Origin of the sequence: Streptomyces sp. G45 (assembly GCF_049542095.1) — a bacterium.
Lineage (GTDB): Bacteria > Actinomycetota > Actinomycetes > Streptomycetales > Streptomycetaceae > Streptomyces.
Window position 1 is genome coordinate 7,946,864 of the sequence record NZ_JBMUZU010000001.1, and the last position, 17,936, is coordinate 7,964,799.

A 17,936-nucleotide genomic window follows, 5' to 3' on the forward strand; every position below is an offset into this window, starting at 1 on the left:
CGCGGGGCGCGCCGGTCAGGGCGTCCGCTCGCCGCGCCGTCCGGACGCCGTGGATCCCCGCACCACCAGCTCGGGCAGGAACACGAACTCGCTGTGCGGGGCGGGCGTGCCGCCGATCTCCTCCAGGAGGGTGCGCACCGCCGCCTGCCCCATCGCCTGGACGGGCTGGCGGACCGTGGTCAGGGGCGGGTCGGTGAACGCGATGAGCGGGGAGTCGTCGAAGCCGACCACCGAGACGTCCCGGGGCACGTCCAGGCCCCGCTCGCGGGCGGCGCGGACGGCGCCGAGCGCCATCATGTCGCTGGCGCACACCAGGCCCGTGCAGCCGCGCGCGATCAGCGCGGCCGCGGCCGCCTGCCCGCCCTCCAGGGTGTAGAGGGAGTGCTCCACCAACTCGTCGGCCTCCTCGGGGGACAGGCCGAGCAACTCGCCCGTGCCGAGCCGGAAGCCCTCGATCTTGCGGACGACGGGCACGAACCGCCGGGGCCCGACCGCGAGGCCGATCCTGGTGTGGCCGAGCGAGGCCAGATGCCGCACGGCGAGGCGCACCGCGGCCCGGTCGTCGGTCGACACGAAGGCCGCGTCGACCTCGGGTGAGAAGCCGTTGACCAGGACGTGGGGGACGCCCTGGGCGCGCAGGGACGCGTAGCGGCCCATGTCCGCCGTGGTGTCCGCGTGCAGTCCGGAGACGAAGATGATCCCGGCGACGCCCCGGTCCACCAGCATCTCCGTCAGCTCGTCCTCCGTGGAGCCGCCCGGGGTCTGCGTGGCGAGCACCGGCGTGTAGCCCTGCCGGGTCAGGGCCTGGCCGATGACCTGGGCGAGCGCGGGGAAGATCGGGTTGTCCAGCTCGGGCGTGATCAGGCCGACCAGGCCCGCGCTGGCGCGGCGGCGCAGCTTGACGGGCCGTTCGTAGCCGAGCACGTCGAGCGCGGCGAGGACGGCTTCGCGGGTGGCCGCGGACACGCCCGGCTTGCCGTTCAGGACCCGGCTCACCGTCGCCTCGCTGACCCCCGCCTGGGCTGCGATGTCGACGAGCCGTGCGGTCATGCGGGGGACTGTACCGGCCGGACGCCGTCTTGCCCACCGCTTGCGCAAGCTTGCGAGGGCTGCCTCCCGGGCTGCTGCCTGGGGGATCGCGAGGGAGCGCGGCAACCTTCCGGACACGTGACGGTAACGATCGACGCCTCTTGCAGAAAATCGCCGCAAGGTCTTTCGAGACGTTTTCAAGCCTGTTACGTTCCTGCCAACCCGGCGCCGCGTCGAGTGCGGCCCCCGGGAGGCACCTCTTCGCCTCCCCCTTTATGTCCCTCATCTCCGGGTCATTCCGGGATCATCCCGGCACGTTCCGGGACCAGTTGAAGGAGTTCACATGCGGCGTGGCACAGCGGCCACCGCACTGGTCGCCGCCCTCACCCTGACCGTGGCGGCGTGCGGCGGCGACGACGGCGACGGCGGGAAGAAGAGCGGCGGCAGGCTCTCCGGCACCGTGACGTTCTGGGACACCTCGAACGACGCGGAGAAGAGCACGTACGAGAAGCTCGCCAAGGGCTTCGAGGACCTGCACCCCGGCGTGAAGGTCAACTACGTCAACGTCCCGTTCGGCGAGGCCAACGCCAAGTTCAAGAACGCCGCGGGCGGCAACTCCGGCGCCCCCGACGTGATGCGCACCGAGGTCGCCTGGGTCGCCGACTTCGCCAACCTCGGCTACCTCGCGCCCCTCGACGACACCACCGCCCTCGACAAGGCGGACGACTACCTGCCGCAGGCCGCCGCCAGCACCAGGTTCAAGGGCAAGACGTACGCCGTCCCGCAGACCATCGACACCCTCGCGCTCTTCTACAACAAGAAGATGCTCAAGGCGGCGGGCGTCGAGGTCCCCAAGACCTTCGCCGACGTCAAGTCCGCCGCCAAGAAGATCAAGTCGAAGACCGGCAAGACCGGCCTGTACCTGCGCGGCGACGACCCGTACTTCTACCTGCCCTACCTCTACGGCGAGGGTGGTGACCTCCTCGACACCAAGAAGAAGGAGATCACCGTAGACGACGCCGAGGGCGAGGCCGCCTTCAAGGTCATGAAGGACCTCGTCGACTCCAAGGCCGCCGTCACCGACGCCAGCGACGGCTACAACAACCAGCTCAACGCCTTCAAGGACGGCGACGTCGCGATGGCCCTCGACGGCCCCTGGTCCATCGAAGGGGCTCTCGCGGGCAAGCAGTTCAAAGACGACAAGGCCAACCTGGGCGTCGCCCCGGTGCCCGGCGGCAGCGCCCGCCAGGCCTCCCCGCAGGGCGGCTGGAACCTCGCCGCGTACGCGGGCTCCAAGAACCTCGACGCCTCCTACGCCTTCATCAAGTACATGAGCTCGGCGAAGGTGCAGCAGCAGACCACCGAGAAGCTCAGCCTGCTGCCCACCCGCACGTCCGTGTACAAGGCCAAGTCCGTCCAGGGCAACCAGATGGTCCAGTTCTTCAAGCCCGCCGTCGACAAGTCCGTGCAGCGGCCGTGGATCCCCGAGGCCAACTCCCTGTTCGAGCCGATCCGGCTCCAGATGGGCAAGGTCCTCGGCGGCGACACCTCGCCCGGCGACGGCGCCAAGGGCATCGGCGACGCCTACCGCAAGCTCCTCAAGGACTACCAGTAGCGATGGCCCTCGACAGCCACCGCCGGGCGGCCCCGGCCGCGGACGCCGAGCGCGTCCGCGACCGCGGCCCCCGCGCCGGAAAGCACCCCGGACGCCTGCGCAGAGCGCTCGCCACCCACTGGTACGCCTGGGCCATGGTCGCCCCCGTGGTGATCGTCATCGGCGTCATCGTCGGCTACCCGCTGGCCCGCGGCGTCTACCTGTCCACGACCGACGCCAACGAGGCGAACGTCGAGCGCACCATCGGCGTCAACCACATCCCCGCCACCTACGAGTCCGTCGGCCTGGACAACTACCGGGCCATCCTCGACGACGGCGTCTTCTGGGACCGGCTGACCTGGACCGTCGTCTGGACGGTGTCCTGCGTCGCCCTGTCCTTCGTCCTCGGGCTCGCCCTCGCGAACATGCTCAACCGCAAGCTCAGGGGCCGCTCCGTCTACCGGATGGCGCTGATCCTGCCCTGGGCCGTGCCCGCGTTCGTCTCCGTCTTCACCTGGCGGCTGCTCTTCAACGAGAAGAACGGCCTGCTCAACAAGATCCTCGAAGGCGGCGGCATCGACGCCGTCCCCTGGCTGAACGACCCCACCTGGGCGAAGGTCTCCGTGATCGCCGTCAACGTCTGGCTCGGCGTGCCGTTCATGCTGGTCGCCATGCTCGGCGGCCTCCAGTCCATCCCGCGCGAGCTGTACGAGGCCGCGGAGATGGACGGCGCGAGCGCCTGGCAGCGCTTCCGGTACGTGACCCTGCCGGGCCTCAGGACCGTCAGCAGCACCGTCGTCCTCATCAGCGCCATCTGGACGTTCAACATGTTCCCGGTGATCTTCCTGCTCACCCGGGCGGCCCGGGCGACGCCACGGAGATCCTGGTGACGTACGCCTACCGGCTCTCGTTCGTCGTCAGCCCCCGCGACTTCGCCGGATCCGCCGCCTGGGCGTGCTGATCCTGCTGCTCCTTTCGCTCTTCGCGGTGGTCTACCGCCGCGCGCTCCGCAGACAGGGAGAGGTGTGGTGACCGTGCGGAAGCACAGCACGCCCCGACCGCGCGGCGAACGCGGGCCGCTCGCCTCCGTCGCGCTGCACACGACGCTGCTGATCGCCAGCCTCATCGCGGTCCTGCCGCCGCTGTGGCTGCTGGTCACGTCGTTCAAACCGCAGAGCGAGGCGTTCTCGACCGCCCTGGTCAAGGACTTCACGCTCGGCAACTACGACCACGTCCTGAACGACACCAAGTTCCTGGACTGGGTGGGCAACTCGCTGCTCGTGGTCGGCCTGACCACGGTCATCGGCGTCTTCATCTCCGCGACCACCGGGTACGCGGTGAGCCGCTTCCGCTTCCCCGGCATGCGGCCCCTGATGTGGCTGCTGCTCATCACGCAGATGTTCCCGGTCGCCGTCCTGATCGTGCCGCTGTACAACCTGCTGGCCGCCATGGAACTGCTCAACCAGCCCCTCGGCCTGGTCCTCACCTACCTGACGATCGCGGTGCCGTTCAGCGCCTGGATGATGAAGGGGTACTTCGACACCATCCCGGCCGAGATCGACGAGGCGGGGCGCGTGGACGGGCTCAACCCGTTCGGCGTCTTCTGGCGGCTGATCCTGCCGCTCGCCAGACCCGGCCTCGCCGTGACCGGCTTCTACAGCTTCATCACCGCCTGGGCGGAGGTCGCCTACGCCTCCGCGTTCATGACGGGCGAGGAGAACCTGACCCTCGCGGGCGGCCTCCAGACCTTCGTCAACCAGTACACCAGCGACTGGGGTTCGCTGACCGCCGCCGCCGTCATCGTGGCCGTGCCCGCCGCGGTGATCTTCGGGCTCGTCCAGCGGCACCTCGTCTCCGGCCTGACCGCCGGAGCCACGAAGTCCTGACGCCCCCGCACCCGCCCGCACCTCCCACGTTCCCAAGGACGACATGAGCAAGCACCCCGCCGACTCCGCCGCCCCCGCCGCCGACTGGTGGCGCGGCGCGGTCATCTACCAGGTCTACCCGCGCAGCTTCGCCGACTCCAACGGCGACGGCATGGGCGACCTGGCGGGCGTCCGCGCCCGGCTGCCCCATCTGCAGGACCTCGGCGTCGACGCCGTCTGGCTCTCCCCGTTCTACGCCTCGCCGCAGGCCGACGCGGGCTACGACGTCGCCGACTACCGCGCCATCGACCCCGTGTTCGGCACCCTCCAGGACGCCGAAGCCGTCATCCGCGACGCCCACGCCCTCGGCCTGCGGATCATCGTCGACCTGGTGCCCAACCACTCCTCCGACCAGCACGACTGGTTCCGGCGGGCCCTCGCCGAAGGGCCCGGATCGCCGCTCAGGGGGCGCTACCACTTCCGCCCCGGCAAGGGCGAGCACGGCGAACTGCCGCCCAACGACTGGGAGTCCGTGTTCGGCGGGCCCGCCTGGACCCGCGTACCCGACGGCGAGTGGTACCTGCACCTCTTCGCCCCCGAGCAGCCCGACTTCAACTGGGACCACCCCGCCGTCCACGACGAGTTCCGCTCCATCCTGCGGTTCTGGCTGGACCTCGGCGTCGACGGCTTCCGCGTCGACGTCGCCCACGGCCTGGTCAAGGCCGCGGGGCTGCCCGACATCGGCCGCCGCGACCAGGTCAAGCTGCTCGGCAACGACACCATGCCGTTCTTCGACCAGGACGGCGTGCACGAGATCTACCGCGGCTGGCGGCAGATCCTCACCGAGTACGCGGGGGAGCGGATCCTGGTGGCGGAGGCCTGGACGCCGACCGTCGAGCGCACCGCCCTGTACGTGCGCCCCGACGAACTGCACCAGGCCTTCAACTTCCAGTACCTGGGCACCTACTGGGACGCGGCCGAGCTGCGCGCCGTCATCGACTCCTCGCTCGCCGCGATGCGCCCCGTCGGCGCCCCCGCGACCTGGGTCCTGTCCAACCACGACGTCACCCGGCACGCCACGCGGTTCGCCAACCCGCCGGGCCTCGGCACCCAGCTGCGCACCCCCGGCGACCGCGCGCTCGGCCTGCGCCGCGCCCGCGCCGCCACGCTCCTGATGCTGGCCCTGCCCGGCTCCGCGTACCTCTACCAGGGCGAGGAACTCGGCCTGCCCGACGTCACCGACCTGCCCGACGAGGTGCGCCAGGACCCCTCCTTCCACCGGGCGCACGGCCAGGACGGGTTCCGCGACGGCTGCCGGGTGCCGATCCCCTGGACCAAGGACGGCCCGTCGTACGGGTTCGGGACGGGCGGCAGCTGGCTGCCGCAGCCCGAGGGCTGGGGCGAGCTGAGCGTGCAGGCGCAGACCGGCGTGCCCGGCTCGACCCTGGAGCTGTACCGCGAGGCCCTGCGGGTGCGCCGGGCGCAGCCGGGGCTCGGCGCGGGCGACGCCCTCCAGTGGCTGGACGCGCCCGAGGGCGTGCTCGCCTTCCGCCGCGAGGGGTTCGTGTGCACCGCCAACACCACGGGGGCGGCCGTACGGATTCCGGTGCCGGGCCGCGCGCTCCTGGCCAGCGGAGACATGGAGGAGGCCGACGGCGACCACGTGGTGCTGCCCGCCGACACCACCGTGTGGTGGGCGGTGTGACGACCTCCCCGCCGCGGGACGCCGACCGGAGCCCCCGTGACTCCGAGCGCGGCGCCCCGCGGCTCGCGGACATCGCGGCGCAGGCCGAGGTCAGCGAGGCCACCGCGAGCCGCGTCCTGAACGGCAAGGCGGGCGTCGCCACCGCGACCCGGCGCCGGGTGCTCGCCGCGCTCGACGTCCTCGGCTACGAGCGGCCGGTGCGCCTCAAGCGCCGCAGCGCGGGCCTGGTCGGCCTGGTCATCCCCGAGCTGACCAACCCGATCTTCCCGGCGTTCGCGCAGGTCGTCGAGCAGGTCCTGGCCGGGCACGGCTACACGCCGATGCTGTGCACGCAGCTGCCGGGCGGCGCCACCGAGGACGAACTGGTCGAGCAGCTGGAGGCGCGCGGCGTCAGCGGCGTCGTCTTCCTGTCCGGCCTGCACGCCGACACCACCGCCGACCCCGGCCGCTACCTCGAACTCGCGGGCCGAGGCGTGCCGTTCGTGCTCATCAACGGCTACCACCCGGACATCCCCGTCTCCTTCGTCTCGCCGGACGACCGCGCCGCGATGCGGATGGCGGTGCGCCACCTGGTGGAGCTGGGCCACGAGCGGATCGGCCTGGCCCTCGGGCCGAGCCGGTACGTGCCCTCGCGGCGCAAGGCGGAGGGATTCACGGCGGCGCTGCGCGAGCACTTCGGCCCGGCACAGGGGGACGCCCAAGGGCTCGTGCGGCACACGCTGTTCACCGTCGAGGGCGGGCACGCGGCGGCCAGCGCGCTCCTCGACGCGGGCTGCACCGCCGTGGTGTGCGGCAGCGACCTGATGGCGCTCGGCGCGGTGCGGGCCGCCCGCCAGCGGGGCCTGACGGTGCCCGGCGACGTGTCGGTGGTCGGCTTCGACGACTCGCCGCTCATCGCGTTCACCGACCCGCCGCTGACCACGGTGCGCCAGCCCGTGCACGCGATGGCGTCGGCGGCCGTCGGCGCGCTCCTGGAGGAGATCGCGGGCCATCCGGTGCAGCGCACCGAGTTCGTGTTCCAGCCGGAACTCGTCGTACGGGGCTCAACCGGGCAGGCGCGTCAGGAGGGTTGACCGGGGTGGTTGACCGCCGTACGGTCACGGCGCAAACGCAGTCGAAATCTTTCTGCAACATCCTTCATCCTCTCGCGCCCACACCCCCACAGGAGGCCCCGTGACCCCCCACAGCGGCGGCGCGCGCCGCCCACGGCCCCGCACCGCGACCCTGGCCCTGCTCGCGGCCGTCGGCGGCGGCGTCGTGGGCGCCGCCCCGCAGGCGCAGGCGGCCCCGCCCGGCGGCAAGGACGTCACTGCCGTCCTCTTCGAGTGGACCTTCGCCTCGGTCGCCGAGGAGTGCACCGCCCGCCTGGGCCCCGACGGCTACGGCTCCGTGCAGGTGTCGCCGCCGCAGGAGCACATCCAGGGCCCGCAGTGGTGGACCTCGTACCAGCCCGTGAGCTACCGGATCGCCGGGCGCCTCGGGGGCCGCGGCGCCTTCAAGGACATGGTCGACACCTGCCACAAGGCGGGCGTCAAGGTCGTCGTCGACACCGTCATCAACCACATGGCGGCCGGGAACGGCACCGGAACCGGTGGCTCCAGGTATACGAAGTACGACTACCCGGGCCTCTACTCGCGCCCCGACTTCGACAACTGCACCGCCCCGATCAGCGACTACCAGGACCGCTTCAACGTCCAGGAGTGCGAACTGGTCGGACTCGCCGACCTGGACACCGGCGAGGAGTACGTGCGCGGCCGCGTCGCCGCGTACCTGAACGACCTGCTCTCCCTCGGCGTCGACGGCTTCCGGGTGGACGCGGCCAAGCACATGGCCGCGGCCGACCTCAAGGACATCAAGGCGCGCCTGAAGAACCCGCACGCGTACTGGAAGCAGGAGGCCATCTTCGGCGCGGGCGAGGCCGTCGCACCGGACGAGTACCTGGGCAGCGGCGATGTGCAGGAGTTCCGCTACGCCCGCGACCTCAAGCGGGTCTTCCAGAGCGAGAAGCTCGCCCACCTGAGGAACTACGGCGAGGGCTGGGCCTATCTGCCCTCCGGCAAGGCGGCGGTCTTTGTCGCCAACCACGACACCGAGCGCGGCGGCGACACCCTGACGTACAAGGACGGCGCCGACCACACCCTCGCCCATGTGTTCATGCTGGCCTGGCCCTACGGCTCCCCGGACGTGCACTCCGGCTACGAGTTCACCGACCGCGACGCGGGCCCGCCGAACGGCGGCCGGGTCGCGGCCTGCCACCGCGACGGCTGGACGTGCCAGCACGCCTGGCCCGAGGTCCGGAGCATGGTCGAGCTGCGCAACGCGGCGCGCGGCACGGGCGTGACCCACTGGTGGGACAACGGCGGCGACGCCATCGCCTTCGGGCGCGGCGACAAGGCGTACGTCGTGATCAACCACGAGGGCGCGGAGCTGCGCCGCACCTTCCAGACGTCCCTTCCGGCGGGCGGCTACTGCGATGTGCAGAGCGGCCGGAGCGTGATGGTGGACGGCTCGGGCCGCTTCACGGCGTCCGTCGCGCCGAACACCGCCCTCGCCCTGCACGTCGGCGCGAGGAGCTGCTGATGCCCCGCTCTCCGCTGACGGCGGCCGTGGCACTGGCCCTCGTCGCCGCCGCCGTGCCCCTGGCCGCGCGGCCCGCGGCGTCAACGCCCCCCGGACGGTGGCGCCTTGGCCGCTGGGGCGAACGTGCGCACATAGCGGCGCTGCCACGGCGTCTCGACGGCCCGCCGGTGGTAGTGCTCGCGGACGTACGCCACGGCCTCACCGGCGGGCACTCCGTCGAGGACGGCGAGGCACGCCAGGGCCGTGCCGGTGCGGCCGATGCCGCCGCCGCACGCGATCTCGACGCGTTCGGTGGCGGCCCGCGCCCAGGCCTCGGCGAGCACCCGCCGGGCCTCCTCGCGGTCGGCGGGGAGCCGGAAGTCGGGCCAGCGCAGCCAGCGCGCTTCCCAGGTCACGGCGGGCGCGGGCCGCCCCAGGAGGTAGACGCCGAACACCGGCTCCGCGCCCTCAGGTTGGGGGTGGTGCAGTCCGCGTCCGCGCACAAGCCGCCCGGAGGGAAGGCGTAGTATCCCTCCGTCACCAGGTCCCCACGTTTCGGTCACGTACCCATCATTTTCGGTCACACCGTGACCGTAGATCGAGGGGCGCCGTACGCGTCAGCCATTGCGCTGATGGCCGAATACGCTGTACGGCGTGACCGGATGGTGAAGGGACGTGGCGGAACGTGAGAGCCGATAATCATCAGCTTCTAACGGAATCTTGACTTCGGCAGGGCATAGTGCCGGTCATGACGAACAACGTTCCCGTCTGCCCCTACTGCGGTCGGGTGGAGTGCATCTGTCCGTCGGGATGGCCCGTGCCCGCCCCGACGCTCACGCTCGGTGTGCTGGCCCACGAGGCCGGAGGGCGACTGCCCGTGGTGATCAGGGTCGGACGCCAGGGGGTGACGTCCCCGCCGTCGTAGCGGACGGATCACCACGCACGGCACGCGAGGGCGGCAAGACGATTGCTCCGAGCCCTCGTGGCGCATCGCCATGCCCTCACGCGCTTCTCCCTGACCGTCCCGGACGTCGGTGACGTCGCCGACGCACGCACCGTGGCGTCCCTGGCCGCCACGGCCGACGAGGCAGGCGGGGAGGCGTTGTTCGTCTGGGACCACGTCGTGCGACAGCGGCGGACGCGCCGTGGTCGGGGCGGGGCTCGGCGGCCCGATCGAGGACGAGTTCGGCGGCTTCGGCGAGCCGACGGACCCGGCCGTGCCGGGCGAACTCCTCGACGAGGGGCCCGACCTGATCGACCGCTACTGGACGGGGCGGCCCGTCACGCACCACGGCACCCACCGCCAGGGGCACGACGTGACGCCGCCGCCGACCCCCGTGGGGCGCCCCCGCGGGCCGGACAACGGGCCCCGGACGCGCACCCCTTCGAGGTCGCCGTCGGCGGCCTTGGCCCCACCGGACCGGCCGCCGCGCCTGTGGGCTGCGGCGCGCGGGTCACGCCGGGGCGGTGCCGCCCTGCTCCCCGGGGGCCGTCGGCTCGTCGCCGGAGCGGCTGCCGAACATGGTGGAGATGATCCGGCCCGCCTGCGCCGCGAGGTAGAAGTGGTCGCCGGGCAGCACTCGCGTGAAGACCTCGCCGCTGGTGGCCTCGCGCCACGCCTCGACGTCCTCGGGCGCCACCTCGACGTCCTCGTCGCCGGTGAACACACCGAGGGGGCAGCGCAGCCGGGCGGTCAGGTCGGGGCGGTAGGTCTCGATGAGGCGGTAGTCGGCGCGCACGGCGGGCAGCACCATCTCGCGCACGTCCGGGTCGTCGAGGAGCTGCGGGTCGGTGCCGCCCAGCTTCCGCATCTCCCGGACCAGGCCCTCCTCCGGCAGCAGGTGCACCGTGCCCGGACGCTGGCGGCTCGGACCCTGACGGCCCGACACGAAGACCTCGCGGGGCGCGGGGCCGGGGCCCGCCTCCAGGCGCAGCGCCGTCTCCCAGGCGAGCGCCGCGCCCATGCTGTGGCCGAAGAAGACCACGTCGCGGTCGGTGCGCAGGCCCGCGCGCAGGATCTCCGTGACCGCGTCGGCCAGTTCGGTCATCGTGCTGATGGGCCGCTCCGCCAGCCGGTCCTGGCGGCCCGGGTACTGCACCGCGACCAGCTCCACGTCCAGCGGCACCAGGCTCGCCCACGGGTAGAAGAAGGACGCGGTGCCGCCCGCGTGCGGGAAGCACACCAGGGTGGTCCTGGCCCCCGGCCGCGCCTGCGGGCGGCGCAGCCAACGGGCCACGGGAGAGGTCGCGTTGAACCCGGTGTGCGGGGACGTCGTCGTCGGTTCGGTGGTCATCAGCACTCCGTCGATGCAGGTAGGCGGTCGGGCCGCGGTTCACGTGGTCGCCCGCGCGACGGAACCAGAAGCCGGGCATGTGCCGCAACCAGGATAGGTGCCCGAAGCCGACAGCAGGGCGGCCCACCCCTGTCCGGTCGCCCGGACGCGACGACGGACGAGGGGTGCGGTGGGGGGCCTCCGGCCGCCGCAGGAGTGGCGCGGGCGCCGTACGGAGCCTCAGTCGTCGTAGTGGATCGTGCCGTCCTCGTCCATCGTCGGATGGAGCTTCATCGGCCCCGTCGTCTGCTGGTCCGACGGCCGCGCGGGCTCCGGCCCGTCCGGGCCGACCCGCATCATGCGCTCCACCCGGCAGATCCGGAAGCACCGCTCGCGCACCACGACCTCGTTGGCCCGCCCCGCCGCCTTGAACTCGGCGGCGGCGCGGGCGAACGCCGCCCGGTCCGCGGTGCCGAGGCCGTACAGCAGCGGCCAGAACTCGGTGAGGCCGTGCACCAGGACCTTCCGCGCGTCGTGCGGCGTGGGCATCAGGGCGCCGCGCGGGCGCCACCGCTCGCCGTGCCGCTCGGCGACCCCGAAGCTGACCGGCAGCAGCACCACGTCCGGGAAGTCCCGCACGGCCCGCTCCGCGTCCGCGCGCGGCGCGGCGGGCGTGTCCTCACCGGCGTACGCGAAGCCGCGCAGCGCGAGGCGCAGCGCGCCCGCCATCAGGCCGCAGGAGCGGCCCGGGTCGAGTGCGAAGCCCACGTCGTGCGACGGCGCCGCCGGGGTCTCGTCCCACGACGGCACGGCGGGCTCCGGGTCCGTCGGGCGCGGCGGTTCGAGGCCGCCGTCGCCGACGCGCGCGAACTCCTCGCCGCGCACCACCCGGTAGCGGGTGCCGAGCACGGTCACCTCGTTCACCCGCTCCCGCTCCAGGGTGCCGACGGCCCGAAGCAGCGCGCGGCGCTGCGCCCGCCCCTCGGCCTCGTCCTTCGCCCGGAACCACAGCAGCGAGTTGAGCGCGTCCCGCGCCTGCTGCGGCGTGCCGTCCGCGACGTCGCTCAGCAGCCGCCACGGTGCCGTGTCCCCGACCTCACGGGCGGCGAGGCCGAAGACGGGGCCGCGCACCGCCAGGTGCGGATACCGGTACGAGGCGTCCACCGCGTCGGCCTCGCTGACCCACGCGGCCGGGTCGTCGCGGCGCACCAACTCGCCGTGCAGCGCGTCGATGTGCTGCCTCCAGTCGTCAGCCATGCGGGCCATTGTCACGGGACCGCGGCCGCGGCGCCGGGGCGTGTCACGCGGGAGCATGACGAACCGGCCGATCGCTTGGCAGAGCACATGCCCATGTCCTATTGGGGCCCGGCCCCGCCCCTGCCCCGCCTCACCATGCCCCGCCCCTGCCCCGCCTCAGCGGCGGTCCGCCCACGGGCCGTTCGGGTTCGCTCAGGGTTCGCCGGGGGTTCGCCTCCCTGGGGTAACCCCTGGGCCCGCCCCCGGGGACGCGGCGCCGACCGCGGTCCTACCGTGGGGATCTCCCGCCAGGAGCGACGGGGCTCCCGCGGAAGGCCGCGGGAGGCTCCGGCGGGCCGGAGGTCCGACATGCAGACCGACACCCAGACCGACACCCAGACCGGCATCCAGACCGGCATCCAGACCGGCATCGCACCGCGCACGCGCTGCGTCCACACGGGACCGGGGGGCCGCCTCGCCTCGACCACAACCGACGACGTCGACGCGCTGGTCGCGCGCCTGAAGGACCGGCCGCACGTGGTGCTGCACGTCCACGGCGGACTCGTCGACGAGGAGCGGGGGTTCGCGACGGCCGCGCGGCTCGCCCCGGTGTACGAGGCGGCGGGCGCCGAGCCGGTGTTCTTCGTGTGGAGCAGCGGCCTGCTCGAGGTGCTGCGCGGCAACCTGCCGCGGATCCTCAGCGAGGGCGTCTTCCAGACCCTCCTGAACCGGGTCACCCGGTTCGCCGCGGGCCTGGTCTTCCAGGAGCCGGGCCAGCGCGCGCTCGGCGCCCTCGCCGCCCCGTCCACCAAGGCCGTCGCCGCCGAACTCGCCCGCCTGCGCACCGGCCAGGAGCCGTACGCGCGCCTGACGGCCCCCGCGGACGTCCCGCCGGTCACCGAGGCCGAACGCGTCCGCATCACCGCCGACCTCTCGGCGGACACCGAACTCGCCGAGCGCAACCGGGAGATCGTCGGCTCGGTCCTGCGCCCGGCCGCGTCACCGACCGCCGCGCGCGACATCGACGGGGGCGCGCGGCGGTCGCCACCCTCATGTCCCCGCGGACCGTGGCCGAGCTGGCGGCGGAGACCGCGGCCGCCGACAACCGGCGCGCCGTGGTGACGTCGGCGCTGCTGGTGCGCAAGACGGTCCGCGTGGTCACCGCCGTCGTCGGCCGGTTCCGCACGCACACCGACCACGGCCTGTACCCGACGGCCGTCGAGGAGATCCTCCGCGAGTTCTACCTCGCCAACGTGGGCGCGGCCGTCTGGGACGCGATGAAGCGGCAGACCGCCGACACCTTCACCGCCCCCGGCGGCGAGCCGCGCGCCGGACGCCACTTCCTCGACCGCTTCGGCCAGCTGCTCGCCTCCGGGGCGCGCCCGCGGGTCACCCTGGTCGGCCACAGCGCGGGCGCCGTGTTCCTCGGCCACCTGCTCAACGACCTCGCCCGCAGGCGCGCCGACGCCGACGACCCGCTGCCGCGGGACTTCCGCGTCAGCGACGTGGTGCTGCTCGCGCCCGCCTGCACGGCCGACCAGCTCGCCCCGGTCGTACGGCGCCGCGCGGAACTCTTCGACCGGCTGCGGATGTTCACCCTCACCGACCCGGCCGAGCGCGCCGACCACCTGGTGCCGCTGCTGTACCCGCGCTCCCTGCTGTACTTCGTCTCCGGCGTCCTGGAACGCGGCCCGGACGGGCAGAGCGCCGTCACGCCGCTCGTGGGTCTCCAGCGCTGGTTCCAGGACGACAAGGGCGGACCCGACGACCGCGACCTGCGGGCCTTCCTGCGGGCGGACGCCACGCGCACGGTGTTCTCGCCCGTGGACGGCGGCCCCGGACTCACCTCGGGCGCCCGCAGCCACGGCACCTTCGACGACGACCCGGAGATCCTGGCGAGCCTCACCCGCATGCTGACCGACGCCGCCGACGGCACCGACGCCACCGACCAAGGCGACCGAGTCGACCGAGCCGCCCGGACCGCCCGGACCGCCCGATGAATGATCTGCACTACGCCGTGCTCGTCGGCATCAACCGCTACCCGGCGATCAGCGACCTGCGCGGGGCGCGCGGCGACGCGGCCCGCTTCCGCGACTGGCTCGTGGACCCCGCCGGAGGCCAGGTGCCCGAGGCCAACGTCACGCTGGTGACGGCCACCGAGCAGGACGAGCGCGAGGCCGACGTGCTGACCGCCGTGCCCACCCGCGAGTCCGTCAACCGCGCCCTGTACCAGGCCCACCGCGCCGTCCGCCAGGCCGTCGCGGACGGCGGCAGCTGGGCCGACACCCGCCTGTACCTGTTCCTCGCGGGCCACGGCATCGCCCCGTTCGGCGGCGACGCGGCGCTGCTCATGGCCAACGCCGCCATCGACCTGCTCGGCCACCACATCGCCGTACGGCCCTATCTGTCCTGGTACGAGTCGGCGTCGCCGTTCCACGAGATCGTCTTCTTCGCGGACTGCTGCCGCACCCGCTACGGCGGGGTCGCCGCGTTCGGGCCGCCGTTCACCGACACCACCGAGGCACCCGACAAGGTGGAGTGCCTCGTCGGGTACGCCACCTCGCTCGGCGACCCGGCGTACGAGCAGCAGGAACCCGCCCCCGACCAGTCGCGGGGCCACTTCACCACCGCCCTCCTGGAGGGCCTGCGGGGCGCGGGCGGCGGTACCGTCACCGCCGAGGGCAAGGTCACCTCCGACAGCCTCGCCGACTACGTACGCCGTCACGTCCTGGACCGCACCACGCGGGCGCTCGTGCCGCAGCAGGCCCGGTTCCTGCGCGAGACCAGCACGCCGATCGTCTTCGCCGAGGGGCTGCGGGGCATCGGCTCGTACCCGGTGGCGCTGCGCTTCCCCGACGGCTTCCGCGGCTGGGTGGAGCTGCGCGGCCGCGACATCAGCCCGCCGCGCCGCCTGTACGTCGACGGCGCCCCGCACACCGAGCCGCTGGTGCCGGGCCTGTACCGGGTCGTCCCGGAGAGCGTGACGGCGCCGGACCTCCGCGACGGCGGCTACTTCGAGGTCGTGACCGGAGGGGGCCACGGTGTCCAGTTCTGAGCGCTCCCGCGCCCGGGAGACCCGTCCCGACGCCGCGCCCGAGCACGGCGATGAGGTGCCGTTCGTCGTCGTCCCGGACACCCCGTCCGTGCACATCAGCGTCACCGACGCGGCGCTGCGCGAGGTGGCGCACGGCATGGGCACCATCGCGACCACGGTGGCGCCCGGCCTCTACCGCATCGAGCAGCGCCTCGCGGGCGCGGTGGCGAGCCGGTTCGTCGAGGTCGGCACGGAGGCGGTCACCGAGCGGCTGCCGCTGCCGCGCGTCCCGGCGCCCGCGCCCGTGGAGCGGACCGCCACCGCGCGCGACGAGCACCGCGCCGCCGCGCTGCGCTACAGCCGCGAGCCCACGCACGGGCGCGGCACGCCCAGCCTGATGGTGCTGCTGCGCACCCTCCGCCGCGGCTGGCGCCTCGACCCGTACGCCCTCCAGCTCACCTCCGAGACCGGCGAGCCGGTGGACGGCGACGCGTCCGGCTGGCGTGTCGACGAGCAGCAGGGCTGGTCCGCGTGGAGCGCCCCACTGCCGCCCGGCGGCTACCGGTTGCGGCTGCGCGAGCCGTCGGGGGAGGGCCTGCCGCTGGCGCAGGCGCTGTGGGTGGCGGAGGGCTGGGCCACCCTCGTGTTCGTCAGCAGCGGCCCCGACGGGCCGCGGCCGCAGTACGCGTCGGTGGAGATGGCGCCGCTCGGCACGGGCTGGGCACCGGCCGACGACGCGCTCGGCCTCGCCCGGGAGGCGGCGCTGTCCGGGCTGCGGCAGGGCCTCGACCTGACGTCGGACGCGCAGCTGTTCGCAACCCTGACATCGGGCCGCGCCGACCCGCTCCTCGGCATCGTCGGGGCGCACGCCATGCTCCTGGACCGCACACCGGACCGGCATCGCCTGGAGGAGGTCGTGCGGCGCCTCGCCGAGCACGTCCCCGGGCACCCGGACGTCGCCGCGCTGCGGACCCTGCTCGACCCGGCGCCGCCGCACGTGACCTCGGCGCCGATGCTGGCCGCGTCCTGCCGGTTGCTGATCGAGGCCGACGCCGTGGACCCGGGGGTGATCGAGGACGGCTCCGCCGCGGAGCGGGTCGCGGAGCACCTGGTGGGGCGGGGCGTGTGGACGACCTGGCTGGAGGAGGAGCGCTGGCCGCCCGCCGCGGTGACCGCGCGCGGCGGGCCCGGCGCCACCGCGGGCGGCGGCCGTCCGCTGGCCACCGACGCCGTCAGCCGCGTCCGGGCGTATGTGCGGGAGATCGCGCACCTGGAGGGCAGGCCGGTGGGCGAGGTGCTGCGGAGCGTGCCACGGGACGAGCTGTGCCGCCGCACGGGCCTGCCGCACCGGCCCGTGGACCGGGCGATCGAGGAACTGCGGCGGCCCGACGGCGGCTGACCACCGCCGCGCGGACCGCCCGTCCCGGGCGGTCGGGGACTGAGCCACGCGGGGGGTGGCTCAGCCCCTGGCCGTCGGCCAGGGGCTCGGGGGCGTACGGGATGGGGGGCCTCAGAGGCGTACGGGTTGGGGGGAAGTGGGAAAGCCCGAAGCGGGGGGCGCGGGGGACAGGCCGGAGCGGGGGACGCGGGGAAAGCCCCGTCCAGGGCGCGAGCGGCGCCGAGTTGGCGTCCGTGACAGCCAGTGCTCCGCTCGACCAGGGAGTTCCCCCAACTCCCCACCTCCTGGACGAGGCAGGACCATCCTTGCGCGGGGGCGTCACCGCAGCGTCACACGGACACCCCGGCGGCCGTCGGCGGCCTCACACCAGCGCGTGCCGCAGCATCGCCGCGAACTGCCCCGACGGCTCCACCCCCAGCTCCCCGCGCAGCAGCCCGCGGAACGTCTCGAACTGCCGGATCGCCTCGGTCAGGTTGTGCTCCGCGAGGTGCACCGAGACCACGGCCCGGTGGGCGCTCTCCCGCAGCGGGTCGACGCGGGTGCACTCCAGGGCGGCCTCCAGGGCGGGGCCGTACTCGCGCCGCGCGAGGAGGCGGTCCGACAGCGCCTCCAGGGCGTGCAGCCGCAGTTGGTGCAGCCGCTCCCGCTCGAAGGACACCCAGTCCTGCTGCCAGCTCGGCAGCAGTTCGCCCGCGCACAGCAGCACGTGGTACGCCGACCGCAGCCGCACCTGCGCCCCGGTGACGACCTGCTGTGCCGCCGCCGTCAGGTCCTGGATGTCGACCCGCACCCGGCGCCCGAGCGACAGCACCCCGCCGCCCACGTCGGCGAGCGCGGGGCCCGCCCCGTTCAGCCGCCACATCGCGGTGCGCAGGCTGGCCCGCGCCCGCGCCTCGGTGGCGTTCGGCCACAGGGTGCCCGCGAGCGCGGAGCGGGTGGCCGTGCCGTACAGGGCGAGGCGGGCGAGGAGTTGCTGACCGCTGGCGGGCACGTCCACGGCCTCGCCGGTCCGCCCGCCGCAGCCGCCCCACCGCGCGGGTGCCGCGGGCACCGCGGGCGGCTCGTGGCCGCCGGGCGCCTCGCGGCTGAGGGAGAAGCCGCCGAGCAGCCGCAGCCGCAGCGCGGGCCGGTCGTCCCCCACCGCCGCGCATGTGCAGGAAGTCATCGGGCCACCTCCACAGGGTCCCCGCCGTCGCCGTGCCGTCCGGCACGACCGTACGAGCCGGGCCGGGCGGGCGCCTC

The 17,936-nt window shown here is 73.8% G+C and carries 13 protein-coding genes and 2 pseudogenes; 10 read left to right on the forward strand and 5 right to left on the reverse strand.

Translation table 11 applies throughout. The features are described 5' to 3' along the window. Nucleotides 1-15: 15 nt before the first annotated feature. Nucleotides 16-1,050 carry a LacI family DNA-binding transcriptional regulator gene (locus ACOBQU_RS33850; protein ID WP_423632520.1) on the reverse strand — a complete coding sequence of 345 codons (1,035 nt, stop codon included), beginning with the start codon at nt 1,048-1,050 and terminating at the stop codon, nt 16-18. A 322-nt stretch (nt 1,051-1,372) separates the two neighbouring features. Here ACOBQU_RS33850 and ACOBQU_RS33855 point away from each other — a divergent pair, with 322 nt between their 5' ends. The 6 genes and pseudogenes from ACOBQU_RS33855 to ACOBQU_RS33880 all read left to right on the forward strand — a co-directional run. Continuing rightward, nucleotides 1,373-2,644, forward strand: coding sequence for an extracellular solute-binding protein (locus ACOBQU_RS33855; RefSeq protein WP_423632522.1), 1,272 nt, complete (start codon nt 1,373-1,375; stop codon nt 2,642-2,644). Nucleotides 2,645-2,646: 2 nt separating this feature from the next. Next, nucleotides 2,647-3,655: pseudogene (locus ACOBQU_RS33860) on the forward strand (carbohydrate ABC transporter permease). Beyond that, nucleotides 3,652-4,509, forward strand: a complete 858-nt coding sequence (locus ACOBQU_RS33865; RefSeq protein ID WP_423632524.1) for a sugar ABC transporter permease — start codon at nt 3,652-3,654, stop codon at nt 4,507-4,509. Before ACOBQU_RS33860 ends, ACOBQU_RS33865 begins: the two are co-directional and overlap by 4 nt. Nucleotides 4,510-4,552: 43 nt before the next feature. After that, nucleotides 4,553-6,193, forward strand: coding sequence for a glycoside hydrolase family 13 protein (locus tag ACOBQU_RS33870; RefSeq protein ID WP_423632526.1), 1,641 nt, complete (start codon nt 4,553-4,555; stop codon nt 6,191-6,193). Then, a complete protein-coding gene (locus tag ACOBQU_RS33875; protein WP_423632528.1) occupies nt 6,190-7,266 on the forward strand; it encodes a LacI family DNA-binding transcriptional regulator in 1,077 nt (358 codons plus the stop codon). The genes ACOBQU_RS33870 and ACOBQU_RS33875 overlap by 4 nt, the downstream gene beginning before the upstream one ends. A 100-nt stretch (nt 7,267-7,366) precedes the next feature. Beyond that, nucleotides 7,367-8,770, forward strand: a pseudogene (locus tag ACOBQU_RS33880) (alpha-amylase); the annotation flags it as partial. Between the two features lie 83 nt (nt 8,771-8,853). On the opposite strand, the gene ACOBQU_RS33885 reads toward ACOBQU_RS33880, so the two are convergent. From ACOBQU_RS33885 to ACOBQU_RS33895, 3 genes are all read right to left on the reverse strand, one after another. Further along, nucleotides 8,854-9,315 carry a protein-tyrosine phosphatase family protein gene (locus ACOBQU_RS33885; RefSeq protein WP_423632530.1) on the reverse strand — a complete coding sequence of 154 codons (462 nt, stop codon included), beginning with the start codon at nt 9,313-9,315 and terminating at the stop codon, nt 8,854-8,856. An 891-nt stretch (nt 9,316-10,206) separates the two neighbouring features. Further along, a complete protein-coding gene (locus tag ACOBQU_RS33890; RefSeq protein WP_423632532.1) occupies nt 10,207-11,046 on the reverse strand; it encodes a thioesterase II family protein in 840 nt (279 codons plus the stop codon). Nucleotides 11,047-11,265: 219 nt separating this feature from the next. Beyond that, complete coding sequence (locus tag ACOBQU_RS33895) at nt 11,266-12,282, reverse strand: DUF5954 family protein (RefSeq protein WP_423632534.1); 1,017 nt, start codon at nt 12,280-12,282, stop codon at nt 11,266-11,268. Between the two features lie 348 nt (nt 12,283-12,630). Here ACOBQU_RS33895 and ACOBQU_RS33900 point away from each other — a divergent pair, with 348 nt between their 5' ends. Genes ACOBQU_RS33900 through ACOBQU_RS33915 form a run of 4 tightly spaced genes read left to right on the forward strand, consistent with a single transcriptional unit; the run spans nt 12,631 to nt 16,694 of the window. Next, nucleotides 12,631-13,383, forward strand: a complete 753-nt coding sequence (locus tag ACOBQU_RS33900) for a hypothetical protein (RefSeq protein ID WP_423632536.1) — start codon at nt 12,631-12,633, stop codon at nt 13,381-13,383. Next, on the forward strand, nt 13,314-14,261 hold the full coding sequence (locus tag ACOBQU_RS33905; RefSeq protein ID WP_423632538.1) for a hypothetical protein: 948 nt from the start codon (nt 13,314-13,316) through the stop codon (nt 14,259-14,261). Before ACOBQU_RS33900 ends, ACOBQU_RS33905 begins: the two co-directional genes overlap by 70 nt. Next, nucleotides 14,258-15,316, forward strand: coding sequence for a caspase family protein (locus tag ACOBQU_RS33910; RefSeq protein WP_423632540.1), 1,059 nt, complete (start codon nt 14,258-14,260; stop codon nt 15,314-15,316). The genes ACOBQU_RS33905 and ACOBQU_RS33910 overlap by 4 nt, the downstream gene beginning before the upstream one ends. Next, nucleotides 15,303-16,694, forward strand: coding sequence for a hypothetical protein (locus ACOBQU_RS33915; RefSeq protein WP_423632542.1), 1,392 nt, complete (start codon nt 15,303-15,305; stop codon nt 16,692-16,694). Before ACOBQU_RS33910 ends, ACOBQU_RS33915 begins: the two co-directional genes overlap by 14 nt. Before the next feature lie 361 nt (nt 16,695-17,055). On the opposite strand, the gene ACOBQU_RS33920 is transcribed toward ACOBQU_RS33915, so the two are convergent. Next, a complete protein-coding gene (locus ACOBQU_RS33920; RefSeq protein ID WP_423632544.1) occupies nt 17,056-17,859 on the reverse strand; it encodes an AfsR/SARP family transcriptional regulator in 804 nt (267 codons plus the stop codon). Between the last annotated feature and the right edge of the window lie 77 nt (nt 17,860-17,936).

Bases quoted from the DNA above. Each gene is read 5' to 3' on its own strand.
- ACOBQU_RS33895 (WP_423632534.1), bottom strand. From the start codon at position 12,282: ATGGCTGACGACTGGAGGCAGCACATCGACGCGCTGCACGGCGAGTTG.
- ACOBQU_RS33850 (WP_423632520.1), bottom strand. From the start codon at position 1,050: ATGACCGCACGGCTCGTCGACATCGCAGCCCAGGCGGGGGTCAGCGAG.
- ACOBQU_RS33890 (WP_423632532.1), bottom strand. From the start codon at position 11,046: ATGACCACCGAACCGACGACGACGTCCCCGCACACCGGGTTCAACGCG.
- ACOBQU_RS33920 (WP_423632544.1), bottom strand. From the start codon at position 17,859: ATGACTTCCTGCACATGCGCGGCGGTGGGGGACGACCGGCCCGCGCTG.
- ACOBQU_RS33910 (WP_423632540.1), top strand. From the start codon at position 14,258: ATGAATGATCTGCACTACGCCGTGCTCGTCGGCATCAACCGCTACCCG.
- ACOBQU_RS33855 (WP_423632522.1), top strand. From the start codon at position 1,373: ATGCGGCGTGGCACAGCGGCCACCGCACTGGTCGCCGCCCTCACCCTG.
- ACOBQU_RS33900 (WP_423632536.1), top strand. From the start codon at position 12,631: ATGCAGACCGACACCCAGACCGACACCCAGACCGGCATCCAGACCGGC.
- ACOBQU_RS33870 (WP_423632526.1), top strand. From the start codon at position 4,553: ATGAGCAAGCACCCCGCCGACTCCGCCGCCCCCGCCGCCGACTGGTGG.
- ACOBQU_RS33905 (WP_423632538.1), top strand. From the start codon at position 13,314: ATGTCCCCGCGGACCGTGGCCGAGCTGGCGGCGGAGACCGCGGCCGCC.